Consider the following 17,892-nt stretch of genomic DNA (forward strand, 5'->3'; position numbering starts at 1 on the left):
TCTTCCCCCTTGTGCACCTTCTCATTGATTAAATCCGGATTGAATTCAGGCCATGGTGCTTCGGATACAAATCCTTCTCCCCCGTGCCTGTCCCATAGTTCTTCACAGGCATGAGGGGTGAATGGAGCCATTAATCGTATCCATATTCCCAGCACATAGGCCAGGACACTGATTATTTCCTCACGACCATCTCCACTCTTCAGTTCAAGGTCCACCCGGTGCAGGTAGTGGTCAATATCCTTTTTGAAGAGGAACAGTGCTTCTTGAAGGGCTTTACGGGTTTGGAATCCTTCCAGTGCCTGGGTGGCATCTCTTACCCGCTGGTTAACCTGGCTGATCATCCAGGCATTTATGGCCTTATCCACTGCCGGGGCCTCGGTACAGTCACACAGTTGGATCTGGGATCCGTGAAGTTCGTCTACCATAGCCGCGAAGCCTGAAAACCATTCTAAACGTTTTTTGGTTCCTATAACCTCTTTTTCTCTCCAGTCAAAGTCCTGCCATGGTTCGGCCGAGGACATGAGGAACAGTCTTACCACGTCCGCTCCATGGATTTTAATGGCATCTTCCAGGAGGATGATGTTCCCCTTGGAGGAGGACATTTTGTTTCCCTCCAGTAGTCCCATTCCAAACACCACCACTCCCCTGGGTCTTTTTTCCTCGGGATATATGGCTGAATGGTGGAATATGTGGAATGAAAGGTGGTTTCCCACCAGGTCCTTGGCGGATAGCCTCCAGTCTAATGGGTACCAGTAGTTGAATTCTTCTTTCATACCCTCAGGTATGTTGGTTTTGGTGGTTGGTTTATCCAGGAATATGTGGTCGAAAAATTCTTCATCCAGTTCCTCCGGGTCTATGTTCTTAAGATGAGTGGCTATGGCATAGTAACTCATGTAAATGGTGGAGTCACTGAGTGGTTCTATCAACCACTGCGGGTCCCAGGGCAGGGGTGTTCCCAGTCCTATCCTACGGGCGCAGGCCCAGTCATGGAGCCAGTTGAGGTAATATTCGAAGTTGGGCCTTATCTCCGCAGGGATGGTTTTCATGTGGGAAAGGGTGTCCTGTGCAGTCTGGGTCCATTCTTCATCGGAATACTTAAGGAACCACTGGTTGTCCAGGATTTTAACCACACATTCTGTACCGCAACGGCAGATCACCGGTTTTTCTGCGAATTCGTGCATTATGTCCCCTTTGCCTTCTTCCAGGAGGGTTTCTTTAATGGCGTCCCTGGCTTCCGGTACCCTTAAACCAGAAAACCCAGTGACGTGTTCATCCATAACTCCCTTGGCGTGCTCCAGTTTGTACATTTCATTGGTGGCTTCCTTGAGTTTAGGGTCCTGCTGGCTTTTAACCCCCATTTGCTCAATCATCTCCACAGCCGGGTGCTGGCCAAATCCCTTAAGGGTTATGAGTCCTATTGGTTGTATATTTTCCACTTCTTCCTTTATTCCGTATTTTTCCAGGGTTTCAGAATCATTTTTAAGGTCTATCAAGGCAATGTAATCTGCTGGTGCGTGTGCCGGCACTGAATAAACCACGCCCGTAGCATAAGCCGGATCAACGAAGGAAGCCGGCAATATAATATGTTTTTCACCAGTTACCGGGTTTTCCACATGTTGCCCTATTAATCCTGGAGCATCCACTTCCCCTACCATCTCTAAACCGGTTTTCTGGTTTAAAAGGTTATCGTAGGCTTTTTTACTTACGATCCATTCCTCACCATCATTTTTAATCTTAACATACTCCTCATCCGGGTTCAACCATAGATTAGTAGCTCCGAAGAGAGTTTCTGGACGGAAAGTGGCCGCTACCAAATATGTTTCCCCCATTTTAAACTTGATGAGGGTTAATTCGTTAATGGCTACTCCTTCTCCTTCCAATAAGTCGTGGTCCCCTACGGGATTTTCATCATCGGGACAGTACTTTACCGGGTGGGCACCTCTTCGTACCAGCCCCTTTTGGTTGAGTTTGGCGAACTGCCAGGTTATGAATTTCTGGTAGTGGGGATCGATGGTGGTGAATTCACGTCTCCAGTCGATGGAATAACCCATATGAGTCATTACATCATGGTACTCTTCACTGAAGTATTTAACAATATAATGAGGGTCTGTAAATTTGTTAAGCGCTTCTTCAGGTACTTTATGGACGTTTTGATATATATCCAGGGTCCAGGGATCTCTTCTTTTGATACGCTTGGCTATGCCGATGACTGGAGCTCCAGTTACATGCCAGGCCATGGGAAATAGTACGTTGTATCCTTGCATCCTCTTAAAACGTGCGTAAACATCAGGAACTGTGTATGTACGGCCGTGGCCCACATGCATTGCTCCGCTGGGGTAGGGGTAAGCCACAGTCAGGAAAATTTTTTCCCGGTTATCAGGGTTGGATTGGAATAATTTTGATTTCTGCCATTTTTTCTGCCATTTATCCTCAATTTTTATGTCTGTCACTAAATCACCGCCATGAATAAATTTTAATCTGGTAAAAGTAAATTTATGATGGTTAACACTAATTTTTATTCAAATAATTACTAGATCCAATAAGTAAGCTCATTACTTCTACAGGGAGTTATCTAACCAGTCCAGATAGTCCGGTGATCCTTTCTTGATCTGGATCTCCAGGGCACATGGTGTCTGGTAGCTGTGGATTTCTCTAACCTTATCTATAACTTTATCCACCAAATGGGATCGGGTCTTCACCAGAAGGATAGATTCAACATCCTCCTCCAGTTTTCCCTCCCACCAGTAAATAGATCCCATATTAGATATTATATTAGCACAGGCCACTAGTTTCTCTTCTAACAGGACTCTGGCTATTTTTTTAGATTCTTCCTCTCCAGAAGTAGTGATATAAACCATAGAATACATTTTTACATCTCTTGATTTATCTCCTCGTTTTTAAATCTTAAATTCTCATTCTGGTAAAACAAGAACATTATCGGATTATTTTAGGTATGGGAGGCATTTTTGATTTGTGTTCAGCAGCACGCATCATGGAATTAACCCTAACCACTTCGTCCAGTTTTATCTGAAGTTTTTGAGCTACTTCTTCCTCTCCCATGCCCTGCTCAGTCATCAAGTACAGAATCTGGTCTAGAAGGTCATATTTAATCCCTAATTCTTCTTCATCAGTCTGCCCGGGCCATAAACCAGCAGTAGGGGCCTTGTGTAAGATACTGCCGCTGAGGCCCAGATATTCAGCAACTTTCTGAACATCAGTTTTGTACAGGCCGCCGATGGGGAGAATGTCCACCCCACCATCACCATACTTGGTGAAATAACCCACTAAAAGTTCGGTGCGATTACCAGTACCAACAACCAGCCGGTTCAGGGCATTGGCATGGTAATAAAGAATTAACATCCTCATTCGTGCCTTAAGATTTGCCCCAGCAAGTTGGTATTGCTCTGTGTCCGGAGAAGAACGGCAAATATTTTCCACAGGCTCCATAAGAGGATCTATGGGAATTACCCTGTGTTTTATGCCAATTTCCTCGGCCAGAGCCACGGCATCATCCACATCTTCCTGATTGGTGGTCTGACTGGGCAGGATCAATCCCAGTATTTTATCAGCATTCACCACTTGTGCACATAGTTTAACTGTGGCCGATGAATCTAACCCGCCACTAAGACCTACAACCAGTCCTTGCACCTTAGATTCTATCAAAGAACTTTCTATGAAACCCGATATCTCCCGGGATACTTTTTCCACATCCAAAACTGGTAAGATCTCCTTATTTTTGTCCATGTCATACACCGCATAATTTATTTATTGATAAACCTTATTAACGAGTTAATACCATATCAACGGCAACCAACACAACTAAAATCATGTTTAAGCTTTAAAATGGGATTTTGTCCCTTTTCTGACCTTTAACTGGTTTTTAAATTATTCTGTTATTTTATATGGGTCTTTCTTACATATGGATTTTACACAATTTTTATATAACCCCATGGTTTAAGTAAGATAATCTCATAGAAACATTTAACTTGGAAAGATGGAGATTTAAATATTTAAGTTTATTTTAGGCTTTTTGCGATCCTAGAATAAATAATGGAGGCAAGTATAATGGCAATTAAAGACCTTTTCCATTTTAATAAAGGAAAAACAACATTCGTATTTATCGGAGGGAAAGGAGGAGTGGGTAAAACTACCGTGTCCGCCTCAACCGCTTTATGGTTGGCTGATCAAGGTAAAAAAACCCTGGTAATCTCAACAGATCCTGCACACTCCCTTTCTGACTCTTTAGAAAGACACTTGGAACATGACCCCATCCCCATCGGTGAAAATCTGTGGGCAGCTGAAATTGATCCCGAAGTAGCCATGCAGGACTATCAGGTCAAAATGAAGGAACAACAGGCCCTTAACCCTGGTATGGATATGGGAATGATGGAGGACCAGATGGAAATGGCCACCATGTCCCCCGGAATTGACGAAGCAGCGGCCTTTGACAAGTTCCTACAGTACATGACCACCGATGAGTATGATGTGGTGGTTTTTGACACCGCACCAACCGGTCACACCCTGAGACTTCTCTCTTTCCCGGAAATGATGGATAGCTGGGTAGGGAAGATGATCAAGGTTAGGAGACAGATCGGAAGCATGGCCAAGGCCTTCAAGAACATCATGCCCTTCATGGGAGATGAAGAAGAAGAGGACAAAGCCCTGGAAGATATGGAAGCAACTAAAAAACAGATACGCGCTGCCAGGGAAGTTATGGCCGATCCGGAACGAACATCCTTTAAGATGGTGGTTATTCCGGAGGAAATGTCCATCTACGAATCTGAAAGAGCCATGGAAGCACTGGAAAAGAATAACATGAACACTGATGCCGTTATTGTTAACCAGATCCAGCCAGAAGAAGCAGACTGTGATTTCTGCCGTGCACGACGTCAGATTCAGCAAAAAAGGATGGAAAGTATCCGCCAGAAATTTGGTAATCAGGTGGTGGCGGAGATACCCCTGTTCCGTGAGGAAATCAAGGGTACGGATAAACTGCGTGAAGTAGGTAAAATTTTATACGGGGAGTCTTAAAAAGCTTCCTAAATCTTTTATTTTTAAAAACATACTCTTTTTCCCCATTAAGTCCACTATTCTTAAATTTATGTTCTACCAATGAACTTTGAATTGAAAAATCAGTTAAAACTTATTTTAAGTAATAAATGTGTCGAAAAAGAGTTTGATGCTTTATTAAAGTGGACACTTTATTTAATATAGGATATTCCTATTAAAAAGGGATATAAAAATGGATATTCTTTCTTATTTAAAAGTAATTTAGGACTCTAGAGTTATATTCGACTCTAGAGTGAAAAAATTTTAAAGGCATTCTGAATGAACCCGGAGAGAGCCCGTTCATAGTTAAACCAGCCCTGTTCATAATGTTTGGTCTGGGTGATCATGAAGGTGTAGGAATATATGGAGAGCCCGAATGCCCGGTAGCTAATATCCCTTCCCGGGAGGTGTTTTTCCATACATTTACTCAGGTATTCCACAAATACTTCCCGCATGGGGTCATCTTTCTGGGTACTGGATAACAGTATGAATTCATAGTTTTTTTCGGCAATCCCCGCCATATCTGTAATTAAAGTGGTTAAAAATACCTCTTCATCGGTAGATATATTGGCTTCCAGGGCTTTAGTCATGTCGGCTTTAACTTTTTCAATATTATGGATTAAAACACTGTTAAAAAGATTTTCTTTTGTTTTAAACTTTCTAAATAACGTTAATTCACTGAAACCTGCTTTCTGTGCTATAAGCCTAGTTGTAGCACCTTTATAACCTTTTTCAGCAAATATTTCCAGAGCGGCATCTAAAAATTTCTGTTCTGTTTTACTAACCATGTTCACATGCAACCATCAAATTCATCTAAACTTCTAGGGCATTTCCATCTTGACAGAAGTGTTTTTTTAGTTGAAGAGCATGCTATTTCAACACATCCATCTTTTAGATGATAAACATCCCTTAAAAAGATTTTAACTAATAATTATAGGAATTTCTGGACTTTTAACTAACCCTATCCAGTTTTTAAATGTTCTTTTTAGGTAACTATTAACTTATACCTTTAAAAATAATTTCCCAAAAATCAATTTTAACCATGTTTATATATGGCTGGAATCAAAGTTATTAGTCTTATAAATTAATTGGGAAATTTATTAAAGAGTTTAATTAATCATCATCATGAAACAGCATTATTCACTGCCAGATAAGATAAATCAGCGGCTTTATTCAAGCATTGCTGTATATCTTCATTATCACCAGTTTTTAACCAGTCCTCCCATGAATTCCCACTCATCTGACTGCACACTGCCAATTCACCATTCACATCACCGGTTTTTGTGAGGTGGGGTGTTAAAAATATGGCCTGTAACTCCAATTTGGTGTGCTGGTAACCGGAGTGTCCCCCTCCCGAGTGGGGCGGGCACACACTATCAGAAATGTAATGGGTTGCCACCCCAAAACAGTAGCTGGCCTGATTGTAATCCTCATTTAGATAATACTCCCTGCCTTTTCCAAGCCAATAATTTATTTTTTCCTGACTATCAGGGTAATGATGATACTCATAGTCCATGAACTTGTAATCAGGGTCATCCGCCCCGTCAAGCATTTTATCCAGGTCTAAATTCTTCTGTGCATCTGCGGGAAGGGTGTTATAAACTTCTTCAACTATAGCATAATGGTTGGGTGCTCCCCAAGCAGACACTGGTTGGAGTACTGCTAAAAATGTTAAAGAAGTGAGAATTAACATTATCAGGTTTTTATTCATAGTTCCTCGGACACCGATGATTATGGTGATAGATTAAACTCCCAAGAAAAGGGCTAAAGTGATGTGTAGTAAGTACCCATATTTAAATATGTGTGTGGATCTGGTTACTTAATATAGTACCCTATCCCCTATTAAATGTAATAAAACAAATTAATCAAATCGCCGTCACCGGTGGAACTAAAATGCATGGAAAATCTTGTCCAGTACATCAAAATCACATCCCCACCTGGAAAAGATATATTAGAGGTTTTTTACGTGTAATTATCCTCATCAATGCACTGTACCAGGTTCTTTTTGGTGAGGTTTTCTTCGGGTTTCTAGCACTGGCAGCCCTTACCATCCTGCTAATTCCCCGGTTTTTTACTAAAAACCGGGTTTGTGTCGTTCCTGTTGATATCGAGATACTGTTTCTAATTGTAATATTTTTTGAGCTGATTGTGGCGGATGCATATAATTTCTACAGCTTAATACCTTACTATGATAAGTTCATGCATTTATTAGTCTCCTTCATTGTGGGAATTGTGGGCATGATGATTATTTACACCTTCTACGCCCTGGGAAAGCTCCAGGCCAGCACCGGAGTGATGTTCTCCTTAATTGTTTTAATAACTATGGGACTGGGGGCTGGTCTGGAAATGGCTGAATACTTCTACGATCAAATTCTTTACCCATTAATTGGCCCATATTTACCCACTGGACTTACACAGGGGTCCATGATTGCTTCACCGCTGGTAGATACCATGGAAGACTTGTACGTAGACACCCTGGGAGGTATACTGGGGGCGGCAATGGGAATTATCCTGATAAAAAGAGAAGAAATGAAAGGCAAAGAATTGGAAGTTATAGATGAATTGGAAGCCCTTGCCTCGGAAAAAGATGAACCATAGAAAGCTATAGTGTTTATTCACGAGAATTACCCGAAAAAAAGAATAGCCAGGAATGGAGTAGATTAGTGGAAAATAGGAGAAAATCGTGGAAAAGTACTGAATAACTTAGTGGAATATTACAGGATAAAGCCGAGTTAGATAAAATGAATTACAAAGAAATTCGAAACTTTTTAGTGGCTCTAGTGGTGTTCCTGGTTATCGTACTGACATTCCGATTGATAGCCGATCTTATGGGTGAAACTTCACCCACAGGACCCATTAAAATTTTTTCCTGGATTGCTGGTTCACTGGTTGCCCTGGAAGTATGGGAAATGATATCCAGATAGAACCTGAATTACTGGTAATTGGTATAAAATAAGTGATATCCTCAAAATGAAATCTAACTAAAAATAGTAAGTTATGGTGATGTAAATGTTAATAAAATCCCTTAATAAATGTAATTACACCCAGGTAGTGGATAAAACCGTGCTGTGTGAGCTTCTGCATCCTAAAAATCAAAATATTGAAATGGGTTGCAGCATTGCCCATGCCATCATAGAACCAGGTAAAGCCTCCTTACCCCACAAACTGAATAAATCGGTGGAAATTTATTATATGCTGGAGGGGGAAGGCGAAATGCACATTGATAGTGAATCCGCCTTAGTTAAACCGGGTGACGCTATTTACATCCCTCCAGGATCGTCTCAGTGGATTGAGAACCACGGTGATGATCCTTTGAAGTTTCTGTGCGTGGTAACTCCACCCTGGCAGGAAAATGACGAAGAAATATGTGATTAACTGGAAAGCTCTTGTGAACGAGTGGAAAAACCTAGTAAACCACCATCACGCAGAGGTAACTGAACTCCATATATGCTATTTCTCTTAGATTTCCAGTAACTATTCTTTCATCAGGATAACTGAGACGTTCACACACTGAAACCTTCCTTTCAGGGTTTGTTCCTTCATCAATTAAAAACTGTGCCAGTTTCTCCACCCTAAAATCAGGTAAAACCATGGTTGGCTTTCCATTATCCACATAATCCAATATTACCTGTGAGTTTCCCTTACCGTGGAGGGTGAGCAGGTTTATCTCATCCCATGGTAACTGGAGCCGGGCCGCGGCCAGTTGCAGCGAACTGATACCGGGAATTACCTCCAGATCCAGGTCTTCCCGTAGTTTCAGTATGGGTTTTAGAACTCCCGAGAATCCCGGGTCTCCGGTGGAAAGGATGGCTACGTTTCTACCTTCATCCACCAGGGAAATTGATTTTTTCATCATTTCATCCATATTCCGTGCCCGGAGTACCAGTGTTTCCCCTGCAAATCCCGGGAACAAATCCAGGGCCCTTTGACTCCCCACCAGCACATCAACAGAGTTTGCGCATTCTATGGCTGCCTTGGTTAAGTAATCACTGGATCCTGGCCCTATTCCCACCAAATAAAGTTTTGACATGTGAATTGCTCCTTAACATTAAACATAAACCGCTAATATAATGTACAATTTATGTTTAATCCTGATTATAAATAGAATATGATATTTGGCATGAGTTTTTGATGTCAATAAATTTTGTGATGTACCCTTAAAGTTCTCCCCATAAATCTTTAAACTGGTGAGGTAAAAGAGACTAGTAGTGATTATTATGCTCCAGATTGCAGTTACCGGAAAGCCCAACGTGGGCAAATCATCTTTTTTCAACGCAGCCACCTTATCAGAGGCCGAAGTAGCCAGTTACCCATTTACCACCATCGATGTCAACAAAGCAGTGACCCACGTGGTTAAACCATGTCCCTGCCAGGAACTGGAGGTGGAATGTAACCCAAGAAACTCCCAGTGCCTAGAAGGCCAGCGCCTAATACCAGTGGAGTTGTTAGATGTGGCCGGACTGGTACCCGGAGCCCATGAAGGCCGGGGATTGGGTAACAAATTTCTGGATGACCTGCGCCAGGCCAGAGTGTTCATCCATGTCATTGATGCCTCGGGATCCACTGATGAAGAGGGCCGGCCCTGTGAGGCAGGTAACCATGACCCCATGGAGGATGTGGATTTCCTGCAGCACGAGATAACCATGTGGCTCTTTGGAATACTCCATAAAAACTGGAACCGCCTGGTGAGAAAGGCCCTGTCAGAGAAACTGGACATTGCCAAAGTAATAGCTGAACAGCTCAGTGGTGCCGGTATCATGGCGGAAGATGTGCTGGAAGCTAAAAGGGCAATCACTAAGGAGTATAAGGACTGGGAAGATGAAGATATGATCCTTCTCCTGGACAATCTCCTTAAAATCGCCAAACCCATGATGATCGTGGCCAACAAGGCCGATCTTCCCCACGCCGAGGAGAACATCCAGAGACTTAAAGAAAAATATGATAACGTGGTGCCCGCATCAGCCGAGGCAGAACTGGCCCTGAGCAGAGCGGCAGAAGCAGGATTAATCAAATACACCTCGGGAGAAGATGACTTTGAAATATTGCAGGCAGATAAGCTGAGTCCGCAGCAGTTAAAGGCCCTGGAGTACATTCGGGAAAATGTTCTCCAGAAATACGGGGGCACTGGAGTCCAGGAAGCCCTTAACCAGGCCATTTTCAACCTTCTGGATATGATCGTGGTTTACCCGGTAGAAGATGAACACAAACTCTCTGATCAGAATGGAAACGTACTACCTGATGCACTGCTCATACCTCGTGGTTCTAAACCAAGGGATATGGCATTCCTAATTCACACCGATATTGGTGAGGGTTTCATGCACGCCATTGACGCCCGGAGCTGCCGTAGGGTGTCCAGTGACCATGAACTCCAGGATGGGGATATAATTAGTATAATTACACGCTAGAAATGACATAATAAAGTGTTGTATCCCCCGTGGACTTGAATTCGGTTATAGTTTACTACCACCCTTCTATTTTTTTTACTTCTTCCAGTAATCCAATACACTCTGTTATTTCCTTAGTAGGTTCTAACCCCTCCAGTATAGATATAACTTGGTTAATTCTGGCTATACTTCCAATATTCATCATTTCTTCTTTTTCTAATTCAATATTTTCAAAACCCTTGAGTTTTACCATGCTGTCCCCTCTTTTTTAATTATATAACCTGAAATTCATTTTTATTCCCTATAATTCTCAGAAGCTCCAATACTCCTATTGATCACGTTATTAACCTGGAACTTTATGCATCGGGCTACTAAAATTCCGTATTGAAAAAGAATATGTGGAGGATGAGGTCTTAAAAAGCTCCTCCCCCACCTCCAATATCCCCTCCACCTATGTCACCCACTCCTCCGAAGTCTCCACCAGAACCGGATGTGGCCGTGGTGATGCCGGTATCCAGGGATGAGGAGAGGAGAGCATATCCCCCGTAGTAATGGAACAGGTAGATGTCACTGCCTTCCAGCTGGTCACTGGGGAGGTACAGTTCCATGGCCTTTTTGACAGCCTCCGCTGCTCCCAGGGCTGTGGCGTAGACCAGGTACTTGTTCCAGATGGCCACTGACTCCGGAGGGTATTCCTTTATCAGGCTGAAATCCTGGATATACTTCTTGAAATTGTGCCATTTGGCATCGTATTCTTCGCCGTAGGTGGTCCACTGCCCCCCTACCTTCTGGGGCAGGAGCAGGGAAATGATGGAAACTAGTCCCAGCACTATGGATGCTACTAACGCATAACTAGCCGCAGGGAGAGGGTCAGTTATGGTGAAGAAGAACACAATACCCGCCACTACAATCCCCACTATTCCGAAGATCTTCAGGTAGGTGTCGCCCTTCTTATTGAATATCTTACCCAACTGGTCATCAGTGAGGTATTCATCTTTTATACCTGCTCTCCAGTCCATATAAGTTTCTCGGAAGGATTTAGCAGTTTCTCGGTTCGATAAATCTGCAGATATCTGATCTAGAGATATAAGGCCTTCGTCCGCAAATTCTTCCAGGAAATTCAAAACATCCTGCTCAAATCCTTTGAGTGTGGATTTATCCTTTCCTGGGTTGACCTTCAGGAACAGGGAATCATCGAATCCATATCCTTCCTGGGATGAGGGTTCTTTTTCTATTAAAAGATATTTCCGGTCAATGAGATCCATTATGGTGGCTTTAAATCCATCCATATCCGGTTCTCCTATTTTTTTGGAGAACCCCGGACCACATATGGCATTCACCAGAGCCGGCGGATCATCCGTAGGGATATCCCGCTCGTATTCGGCCTGATAATCTATTTTTGGTTCTCTTCCATAACGGAAATAGATAATCACAGGTATGAAAATACCCAGTAACATTAAAAGGGCTAGAATTGAGTATAGAGTGCCTTTGAAGTTTAGCTGGTTCTGGTAGTTATTCTGTATCTGTTCTATCTGGTTCAGGGCATCCTGGTTTAGGATGGTACCGTTGGTGGGATTGGAAGAGAACTGACCTTTGGGTAGGGCCATCCTCACTTCGAAATAATCTCCAGAAGGGACCGTCTTACTGGTTACCTCCAGAGTGTTGCCCTGCCAACTGGAATTTTTGGCATAGTAGGGTGGATTTAGCCAGTATTTCACACCATCACTGGAAGGGGCATGAATTCTGGCATTAAGCTGACCTATATCCACGTCCCAGTTTTCTCCCACCAGCTTATACTGTAATTCAACTATATCATTGTAAAAACGGAGCACATGGGATAAATCATATTCCAGGGTGACATCCACATCTTTACTGGTAATGGGAGTAGTTTTTGCCGCATCAGAGTAGAGATATATTTTGATCCGTTTGCTGGTGCCCTGATCAATGATTTCCGGACTGGAATAAGCACCATTCGTGGAAACTTTCAAATTCTGTAGAATTTGTCCATTTTTTAAGGGTATATCCCGGTACACTCCATTGTAGGTTCCTGAAAATGAGTAATGGATGGTTTCCTTAACATGGATGGAACCCTCGTTCTGCAGGAAGAGGTCCATGTCCAGGGAAGGTATGGAATAACTCCGATCTTCGGCAAAGGCCAATCCTGAAAAGGAAATTAAAATAAGGGATATAAGGACTGTCCGGATAATGAAGTTCTTTTTATCCAATGGCAATTCCTCCCCAATTTTAGAATTCTACTTTAGGGACTTCCCTTTTGGTCTCTTCGATTTCAAAGAACTCTTCTTCCTGGAAGTTGAAGAGAGAGGCAATGATGTTACTGGGCACCATCTGGCATTTGTTGTTGTACATCAGGACGGTGTCGTTGTAAAACTGCCGGGAATAGGCTATCTTGTTTTCAGTTTCCTCCAGCTGACCTTGGAGCTCCCGGAAGTTTTCACTGGCCTTTAGATCAGGATAGTTCTCAGCCACAGCAAAGAGGCTTTTCAGAGTTTCAGTTAATACATTGTTGGCCTCTGCTGTTTCCTGGACTGTTTTAGCATTCATCAATCCAGCCCGGGCCGCAGTTACGTTTTCGAATACGGTTTTCTCGTGTTTAGCATATCCTTTAACTGTTTCCACCAGGTTGGGAATGAGGTCTGCCCTCCGGTTCAGTTGGACATCGATCTGAGACCAGGCATTTTTAACCCGGTTTCTAAGTTTAACCAAGCTGTTGTAAAGGTATACAAACACTACCACTATTAAAATTATTATAACTAAAATTATTAGTTCGATTATCATTTCATTCACCATGTAGCTTCAGTTGTTCTTAACTCGTGTGTAATTGTCCTTAATATAATTTTGGTAAAACACCGATGTGAGGAGTAAGGGAAAAATAGAACTCGGATGGTTTCACCAGTCCCAGTAAATCATACCCATTCTACTTTTTTAACAAAATATGTTATTAGGCTCTATTAAATTCTTTTTAAAAAGTTATTTGACCTTTTGATTGGGATTTATATTCTTTTAACCCCTTAAAAATGCTCAAATTTTATATCACTCCAGTGACATAATGATACACCGTACTAGAAATGTTACCAGACAGAGAGGTAAGTTTCAAGTGTAAAAATGACAATCAATGAACTCCCTCCTGAAGATGTATTTGGAGAATTAAACTCTTATAAGAATGGATTATCTACTGATGAGGCCCAAAAGAGGCTTGAAAAATATGGGCCCAATCAGATTGAGGAAATTAAGAAAAAACCGGTTATTTTTAAGTTTTTAGCCAATCTTTATCAGCTTCTGGCTCTGTTGTTATGGGCTGCCAGTGGGCTGGCTTTTTTAAGTGGTACTCCCCAGTTGGGGTTGGCCATTATCGCCGTCATTATCATCAATGCTGTTTTTAGTTTCTGGCAGGAATACAAGGCTGAACAGGCACTGGAAGCCCTTAAGAATATACTCCCATCCACAGCCAAGGTGATCCGGGATAATGAGAAAAAGGAGATATTATCTGCCCAGCTGGTTCCCGGTGATCTGCTGGTGCTGGAGGAGGGAGATAACATCTCGGCCGATGCTCGTCTGGTGGAGGCCAACCAGATGAAGGTGGATATTTCCACCTTAACCGGTGAATCCAAACCAGTACGGAAATTCTCCCACGAAACCAGGGCCGGCGATCATGCCTTTGTGGAGATGGGTAATCTGGTATTTGCCGGAACCAGTGTGGTTTCTGGCTCGGGAAAGGCGGTGCTATTTGCTACTGGCCGAGATACCGAGTTCAACCAGATAGCCAGTTTAACCCAGGAGTTCAACCCGGAAGCCAGCCCCTTGCAGAAGGAACTGGCCAGAGTAACCCGCATCATAGCTTCCGTGGCCATATTGCTGGGAGTTATTCTCTTTGCCGTGAATCTGTGGGTGGTTAAACTCCCCCTTTCCGTGGCCTTCATATTTGCCATTGGCCTGACCGTGGCCAATGTTCCAGAAGGATTGCTCCCCACAGTCACCCTGGCCCTGGCGGCCTCGGTGCAAAAGATGGTTCGCAAAAATGCCCTTATAAAACGTTTATCCAGTGTGGAAACCCTGGGATCCACCAATATCATCTGTACTGATAAAACCGGGACGTTGACCAAGAATGAGATGACAGTGCGTAAGATCTGGTTACCCTGCCAGATAATCGAGGTTACAGGGGCTGGATATTCCCCGGAAGGGGAGTTTTTACACCACGAAAATCCGATAAACCATGATGAAATCCGGGAACTCAAACTTCTCATGCGATCGGCCACCTTCTGCAATGATTCCAGACTGGTGGAACCAGAGCAGGAGGGAGGAAAATGGAAGATCATTGGTGATCCCACGGAAGCTTCCCTGCTGGTAGCTGCCCGTAAAAGTGGTTTTAACTGGGAAGAGGAGATGAAAGAGAAACCAAGAATACTGGAGCTACCCTTCGATTCTCAACGGAAATCCATGACCAGTATCCACCAGGAGGAAGGTAAACAGGTGGCCTATGTTAAGGGAGCCCCTAAAAAAATAATCAAACTTTCACCCCTGATCTCTGATGATGGTACGGTAAGGCCCTTCACTGACCGGGAAAAGGAGAAAGTATTTAAAATACACGATAAGCTGGCTGCTTCTGGGCTGCGTATTCTGGCCATGGCTTACCGTGACCTTCCACCTGGTTTTGATGATTACCAGACTGGTAGTGTTGAACAGGAGCTGGTATTTCTGGGTATGATGGCCATGCAGGATCCACCCCGTCCTGAAGTTAAACCCGCGGTCGAGGATTGTCATAAAGCAGGCATCAGTATCATCATGATCACCGGGGATTATGGTTTAACTGCCCAGGCCATTGCCCAAGAAGTGGGAATTGTAAGTCAGGCCTGCCGTATTGTCAAGGGGAAAGAATTGGACCAGATGAGTGATGATGAAGTCCAGGAAATTCTGCAGGGGGATTGTAACGTGATCTTTGCCCGGGCAGTACCCGAGCATAAAATGCGCATAGCCAGTATACTGGAGGGAATGGATGAAATTGTGGCCATGACTGGTGATGGGGTGAATGATGCTCCGGCCCTTCGCAAGGCAGATATAGGGGTGGCCATGGGGATTACTGGTACTGATGTGGCCAAGGAAGCTGCGGATATGATACTCACCGATGATAATTTCGCCACCATTGTGGAGGCCATTAAGGAGGGCCGTACCATCTATGAAAATATCCGCAAATTCATCACCTATATTTTCTCCCACGAAACAGCGGAGATAGCTCCCTTCGTTATGATGGTCCTCTTCAGGATTCCTTTACCAATTACCGTCATGCAGATCCTAGCCATCGACCTGGGAACAGACACTGTGCCTGCCCTAGCTCTGGGTGTGGGTCCTTCTGAGTCCGATGTCATGGATCGGCCACCACGACCCCGCAGCGAACGTCTACTGAACCTGGGAGTCATATTCAGAGGTTATGTTTTTCTGGGGGTGATTGAGGCTGCCCTGGTGATGTCTGGATTTTTCTGGGTTCTGCTGAGCAGTGGCTGGGCCTGGGGCCAACAACTCTCATTCACTGACCCAGTTTACCTTAAAGCCACCAGCATGGTCTTTGCCGGAATAGTTCTGGCCCAGATGGGAAACCTCCTGGCCTGCCAGACCAACCGGACTTCGGTACTGGAAGTTGGAATCTTCAAAAACCGGTGGATTCTAAGGGGAATAGCCTTTTCAGTGGCAATTCTCCTGGCTATTATTTATATTCCTCCACTTCAGGAATTATTTGGAACAACCGCCCTGGGATTGACCGAATGGATTTACTTACTTACCTTTGTACCGGTAATGTTCCTGGCGGACGAACTACGCAAGTATATAGTTAGAAAAAGGGTTTAAATTTATTATAACCTGAATTAAAGGCACTTACATTAATAAAAACTAATTATATTGGTTAACCTTTCAATTTGCACATGCAGTATAGTAATGTTCTATGATAAACCATATTAGGTAGAAATAAAAAAAATCGAATACAAGCGTGGCCTTTGTTAAACCATGCACATAACATATACCAATAATTGCGGGGAGGAGAAAATAATGAAAGGGCGAATTATTCTTATATCAATTTTAGTATTTGTTTTTATGTCATTTCCAGTTGTTTGGGCCAATGAAGATTCCGTTGGAGAATCCAATTCCCAGATAAGCTCACAAAATGTGGCCAGCCTGGCACCACTATTGAAAAGTAGCAGCAGCGGCAGTAAGAGCAGTAGTTCCAGTTCTTCCAGTAAGACCAAGGTGAAGGATGGGGATGACGATGATACCACAGCCACTAACGAAACCGACGACTCTAACGGAGGTTTTCCATGGTGGATAATAGCAATCATAGTGATAGTTATCCTGGGAATCATAGGATTCATAGTATGGTATCTTTTCCTACGCTGAAAACCCTGATAAACCAACTGGAGACCTAAATGTTCGTACTTCTAAGGGTACTCAGAAAAAGCATACCACTGGTAGCAAAACAACGGTTAACCTGGATTTTAATTCTGGTTCTCTGCATAATTGCCTACGGAACCCTGGGCTTTCATTTCATCGAAGGACAATCATGGACTGTGTCTTTATACTGGACCTTTGTAACCATAGGAACCGTAGGATATGGAGATTACAGTCCCAAAACTTCTCTGGGAATGTTTTTCGCCATTAGTCTGATTGTTCTGGGTATAGGAACCTTTGCCCTGGCAGTAGAGTCCCTGGTAAACCTGATCTTCAAAAGACAACAAATGAGAATTATGGGGCTGATAAGTGTGGAACGATCTAAACACATAGTTATATGCGGATGGACCGAAAGTACAGAGGAATGTATTAAAGAAATAGGGAAAAGTGGGGAAATATTTGTACTGGATGAAGATGAACAGGTCCGTAAAAACGCGTTGAAAAACGGGGCCAACTTCGTTCACGGTGATCCCACCCGTATCAAGGATCTGGAAAAAGCTAACGTTAAAGGTGCCCAGGCCGTTATCGTGGACATGGAATCGGATTCAAAGACTATCCACTGCATTTTGAGCATCCGCAAAGTGGATAAGAAGGTGAGGGTGGTGGCTGAAGCCCAGCGCTATGAAAATATTGAACAGATTAAACTGGCCGGGGCCAGTCAGGTGATCTCACCATTCGTAATATCCGGGCGCCTTATGTACAAGAGCATTGACGATGGTTACGAGGCCATGTTCGTACAGGATGTTCTGGCTGAACACAGTAGCCGGGAGATGAAGGAAGTTAAAATAAGTCCAGAAAGCCAGTTCAACGGTTTAACCCTGTTAGAGGCTGATATTCACGAGAGAACCGGAGTAGTGGTGGTGGGAGTGGGTCGTGACGGAGACCTGATCATTGACCCGCCCCGTGATTACACTCTTGAAACCGGGGATGTGGTTCTGGGTATTGGTAAAGTGGAAGAATTCGAAAAATTGGAGAATATTAAGGTAACTTGAGTAAGGAGAATGAATAA

Annotated in this window: 17 protein-coding genes (1 of these 17 running past the window's edge); 8 read left to right on the forward strand and 9 right to left on the reverse strand. The window is 43.4% G+C overall.

Going from position 1 to position 17,892, the window contains the following annotated elements; genetic code table 11:
* From leuS to QC759_RS12075, 3 genes are all read right to left on the reverse strand, one after another.
* A protein-coding gene (gene leuS, locus QC759_RS12065; RefSeq protein WP_048072947.1) for a leucine--tRNA ligase crosses the window boundary here: on the reverse strand, positions 1-2,450 show its 5' portion. Its footprint begins 406 nt before the window's first position; only the first 2,450 of its 2,856 coding nucleotides appear in the window; it begins with the start codon at positions 2,448-2,450; its stop codon lies off the left edge, out of view.
* A 108-nt stretch (positions 2,451-2,558) separates the two neighbouring features.
* Positions 2,559-2,867, reverse strand: coding sequence for a divalent-cation tolerance protein CutA (gene cutA, locus QC759_RS12070; protein WP_048072946.1), 309 nt, complete (start codon positions 2,865-2,867; stop codon positions 2,559-2,561).
* Positions 2,868-2,934: 67 nt separating this feature from the next.
* Complete coding sequence (locus tag QC759_RS12075; RefSeq protein ID WP_048072945.1) at positions 2,935-3,744, reverse strand: NAD+ synthase; 810 nt, start codon at positions 3,742-3,744, stop codon at positions 2,935-2,937.
* A gap of 321 nt (positions 3,745-4,065) precedes the next feature.
* Between QC759_RS12075 and QC759_RS12080 the strand changes: the two genes are divergently transcribed.
* On the forward strand, positions 4,066-5,031 hold the full coding sequence (locus QC759_RS12080) for a TRC40/GET3/ArsA family transport-energizing ATPase (protein ID WP_048072944.1): 966 nt from the start codon (positions 4,066-4,068) through the stop codon (positions 5,029-5,031).
* 266 nt (positions 5,032-5,297) lie between these two features.
* On the opposite strand, the gene QC759_RS12085 is transcribed toward QC759_RS12080, so the two are convergent.
* Both QC759_RS12085 and QC759_RS12090 read right to left on the reverse strand, forming a co-directional pair.
* Positions 5,298-5,837 carry a TetR/AcrR family transcriptional regulator gene (locus QC759_RS12085; RefSeq protein WP_052399918.1) on the reverse strand — a complete coding sequence of 180 codons (540 nt, stop codon included), beginning with the start codon at positions 5,835-5,837 and terminating at the stop codon, positions 5,298-5,300.
* 335 nt (positions 5,838-6,172) lie between these two features.
* Complete coding sequence (locus tag QC759_RS12090; protein WP_048072943.1) at positions 6,173-6,760, reverse strand: zinc dependent phospholipase C family protein; 588 nt, start codon at positions 6,758-6,760, stop codon at positions 6,173-6,175.
* 182 nt (positions 6,761-6,942) lie between these two features.
* On the opposite strand from QC759_RS12090, the gene QC759_RS12095 reads away from it, so the two are divergent.
* From QC759_RS12095 to QC759_RS12105, 3 genes are all read left to right on the forward strand, one after another.
* Positions 6,943-7,647, forward strand: coding sequence for a DUF2238 domain-containing protein (locus QC759_RS12095; RefSeq protein ID WP_048072942.1), 705 nt, complete (start codon positions 6,943-6,945; stop codon positions 7,645-7,647).
* Positions 7,648-7,790: 143 nt separating this feature from the next.
* The gene (locus tag QC759_RS12100) at positions 7,791-7,973 is read left to right on the forward strand and encodes a hypothetical protein (RefSeq protein WP_048072941.1); all 183 of its coding nucleotides are present in this window, start codon (positions 7,791-7,793) and stop codon (positions 7,971-7,973) included.
* 85 nt (positions 7,974-8,058) lie between these two features.
* Entirely contained in the window at positions 8,059-8,424 is a 366-nt protein-coding gene (locus QC759_RS12105; RefSeq protein WP_048072940.1) for a cupin domain-containing protein, read from the forward strand.
* A gap of 31 nt (positions 8,425-8,455) precedes the next feature.
* On the opposite strand, the gene cbiE is transcribed toward QC759_RS12105, so the two are convergent.
* Positions 8,456-9,079: a precorrin-6y C5,15-methyltransferase (decarboxylating) subunit CbiE gene (gene cbiE / locus QC759_RS12110; RefSeq protein ID WP_048072939.1), complete on the reverse strand. Its 624-nt coding sequence runs from the start codon at positions 9,077-9,079 to the stop codon at positions 8,456-8,458.
* 187 nt (positions 9,080-9,266) lie between these two features.
* On the opposite strand from cbiE, the gene QC759_RS12115 reads away from it, so the two are divergent.
* Entirely contained in the window at positions 9,267-10,454 is a 1,188-nt protein-coding gene (locus QC759_RS12115) for a redox-regulated ATPase YchF (RefSeq protein WP_048072938.1), read from the forward strand.
* Between the two features lie 55 nt (positions 10,455-10,509).
* Here the strand turns inward: QC759_RS12115 and QC759_RS12120 are convergent, their stop codons facing one another.
* The 3 genes from QC759_RS12120 to QC759_RS12130 form a co-directional block, all read right to left on the reverse strand.
* Positions 10,510-10,686: a hypothetical protein gene (locus QC759_RS12120; protein ID WP_171824044.1), complete on the reverse strand. Its 177-nt coding sequence runs from the start codon at positions 10,684-10,686 to the stop codon at positions 10,510-10,512.
* A 160-nt stretch (positions 10,687-10,846) separates the two neighbouring features.
* Positions 10,847-12,664, reverse strand: a complete 1,818-nt coding sequence (locus QC759_RS12125; protein WP_279845904.1) for a DUF2207 domain-containing protein — start codon at positions 12,662-12,664, stop codon at positions 10,847-10,849.
* A 13-nt stretch (positions 12,665-12,677) separates the two neighbouring features.
* Positions 12,678-13,241: a LemA family protein gene (locus tag QC759_RS12130; protein ID WP_048072936.1), complete on the reverse strand. Its 564-nt coding sequence runs from the start codon at positions 13,239-13,241 to the stop codon at positions 12,678-12,680.
* Between the two features lie 315 nt (positions 13,242-13,556).
* Between QC759_RS12130 and QC759_RS12135 the strand changes: the two genes are divergently transcribed.
* From QC759_RS12135 to QC759_RS12145, 3 genes are all read left to right on the forward strand, one after another.
* Positions 13,557-16,289 carry a cation-translocating P-type ATPase gene (locus QC759_RS12135; RefSeq protein WP_048072935.1) on the forward strand — a complete coding sequence of 911 codons (2,733 nt, stop codon included), beginning with the start codon at positions 13,557-13,559 and terminating at the stop codon, positions 16,287-16,289.
* Positions 16,290-16,487: 198 nt separating this feature from the next.
* Positions 16,488-16,832 (forward strand): hypothetical protein, encoded by a 345-nt coding sequence (locus tag QC759_RS12140; protein ID WP_048072934.1) that lies wholly within the window; start codon positions 16,488-16,490, stop codon positions 16,830-16,832.
* Positions 16,833-16,861: 29 nt separating this feature from the next.
* Complete coding sequence (locus QC759_RS12145) at positions 16,862-17,875, forward strand: potassium channel family protein (protein WP_048072933.1); 1,014 nt, start codon at positions 16,862-16,864, stop codon at positions 17,873-17,875.
* The last annotated feature ends 17 nt before the right edge of the window (positions 17,876-17,892 follow it).

This window comes from Methanobacterium formicicum, assembly GCF_029848115.1.
Taxonomy (GTDB): Archaea; Methanobacteriota; Methanobacteria; order Methanobacteriales; family Methanobacteriaceae; genus Methanobacterium; species Methanobacterium formicicum.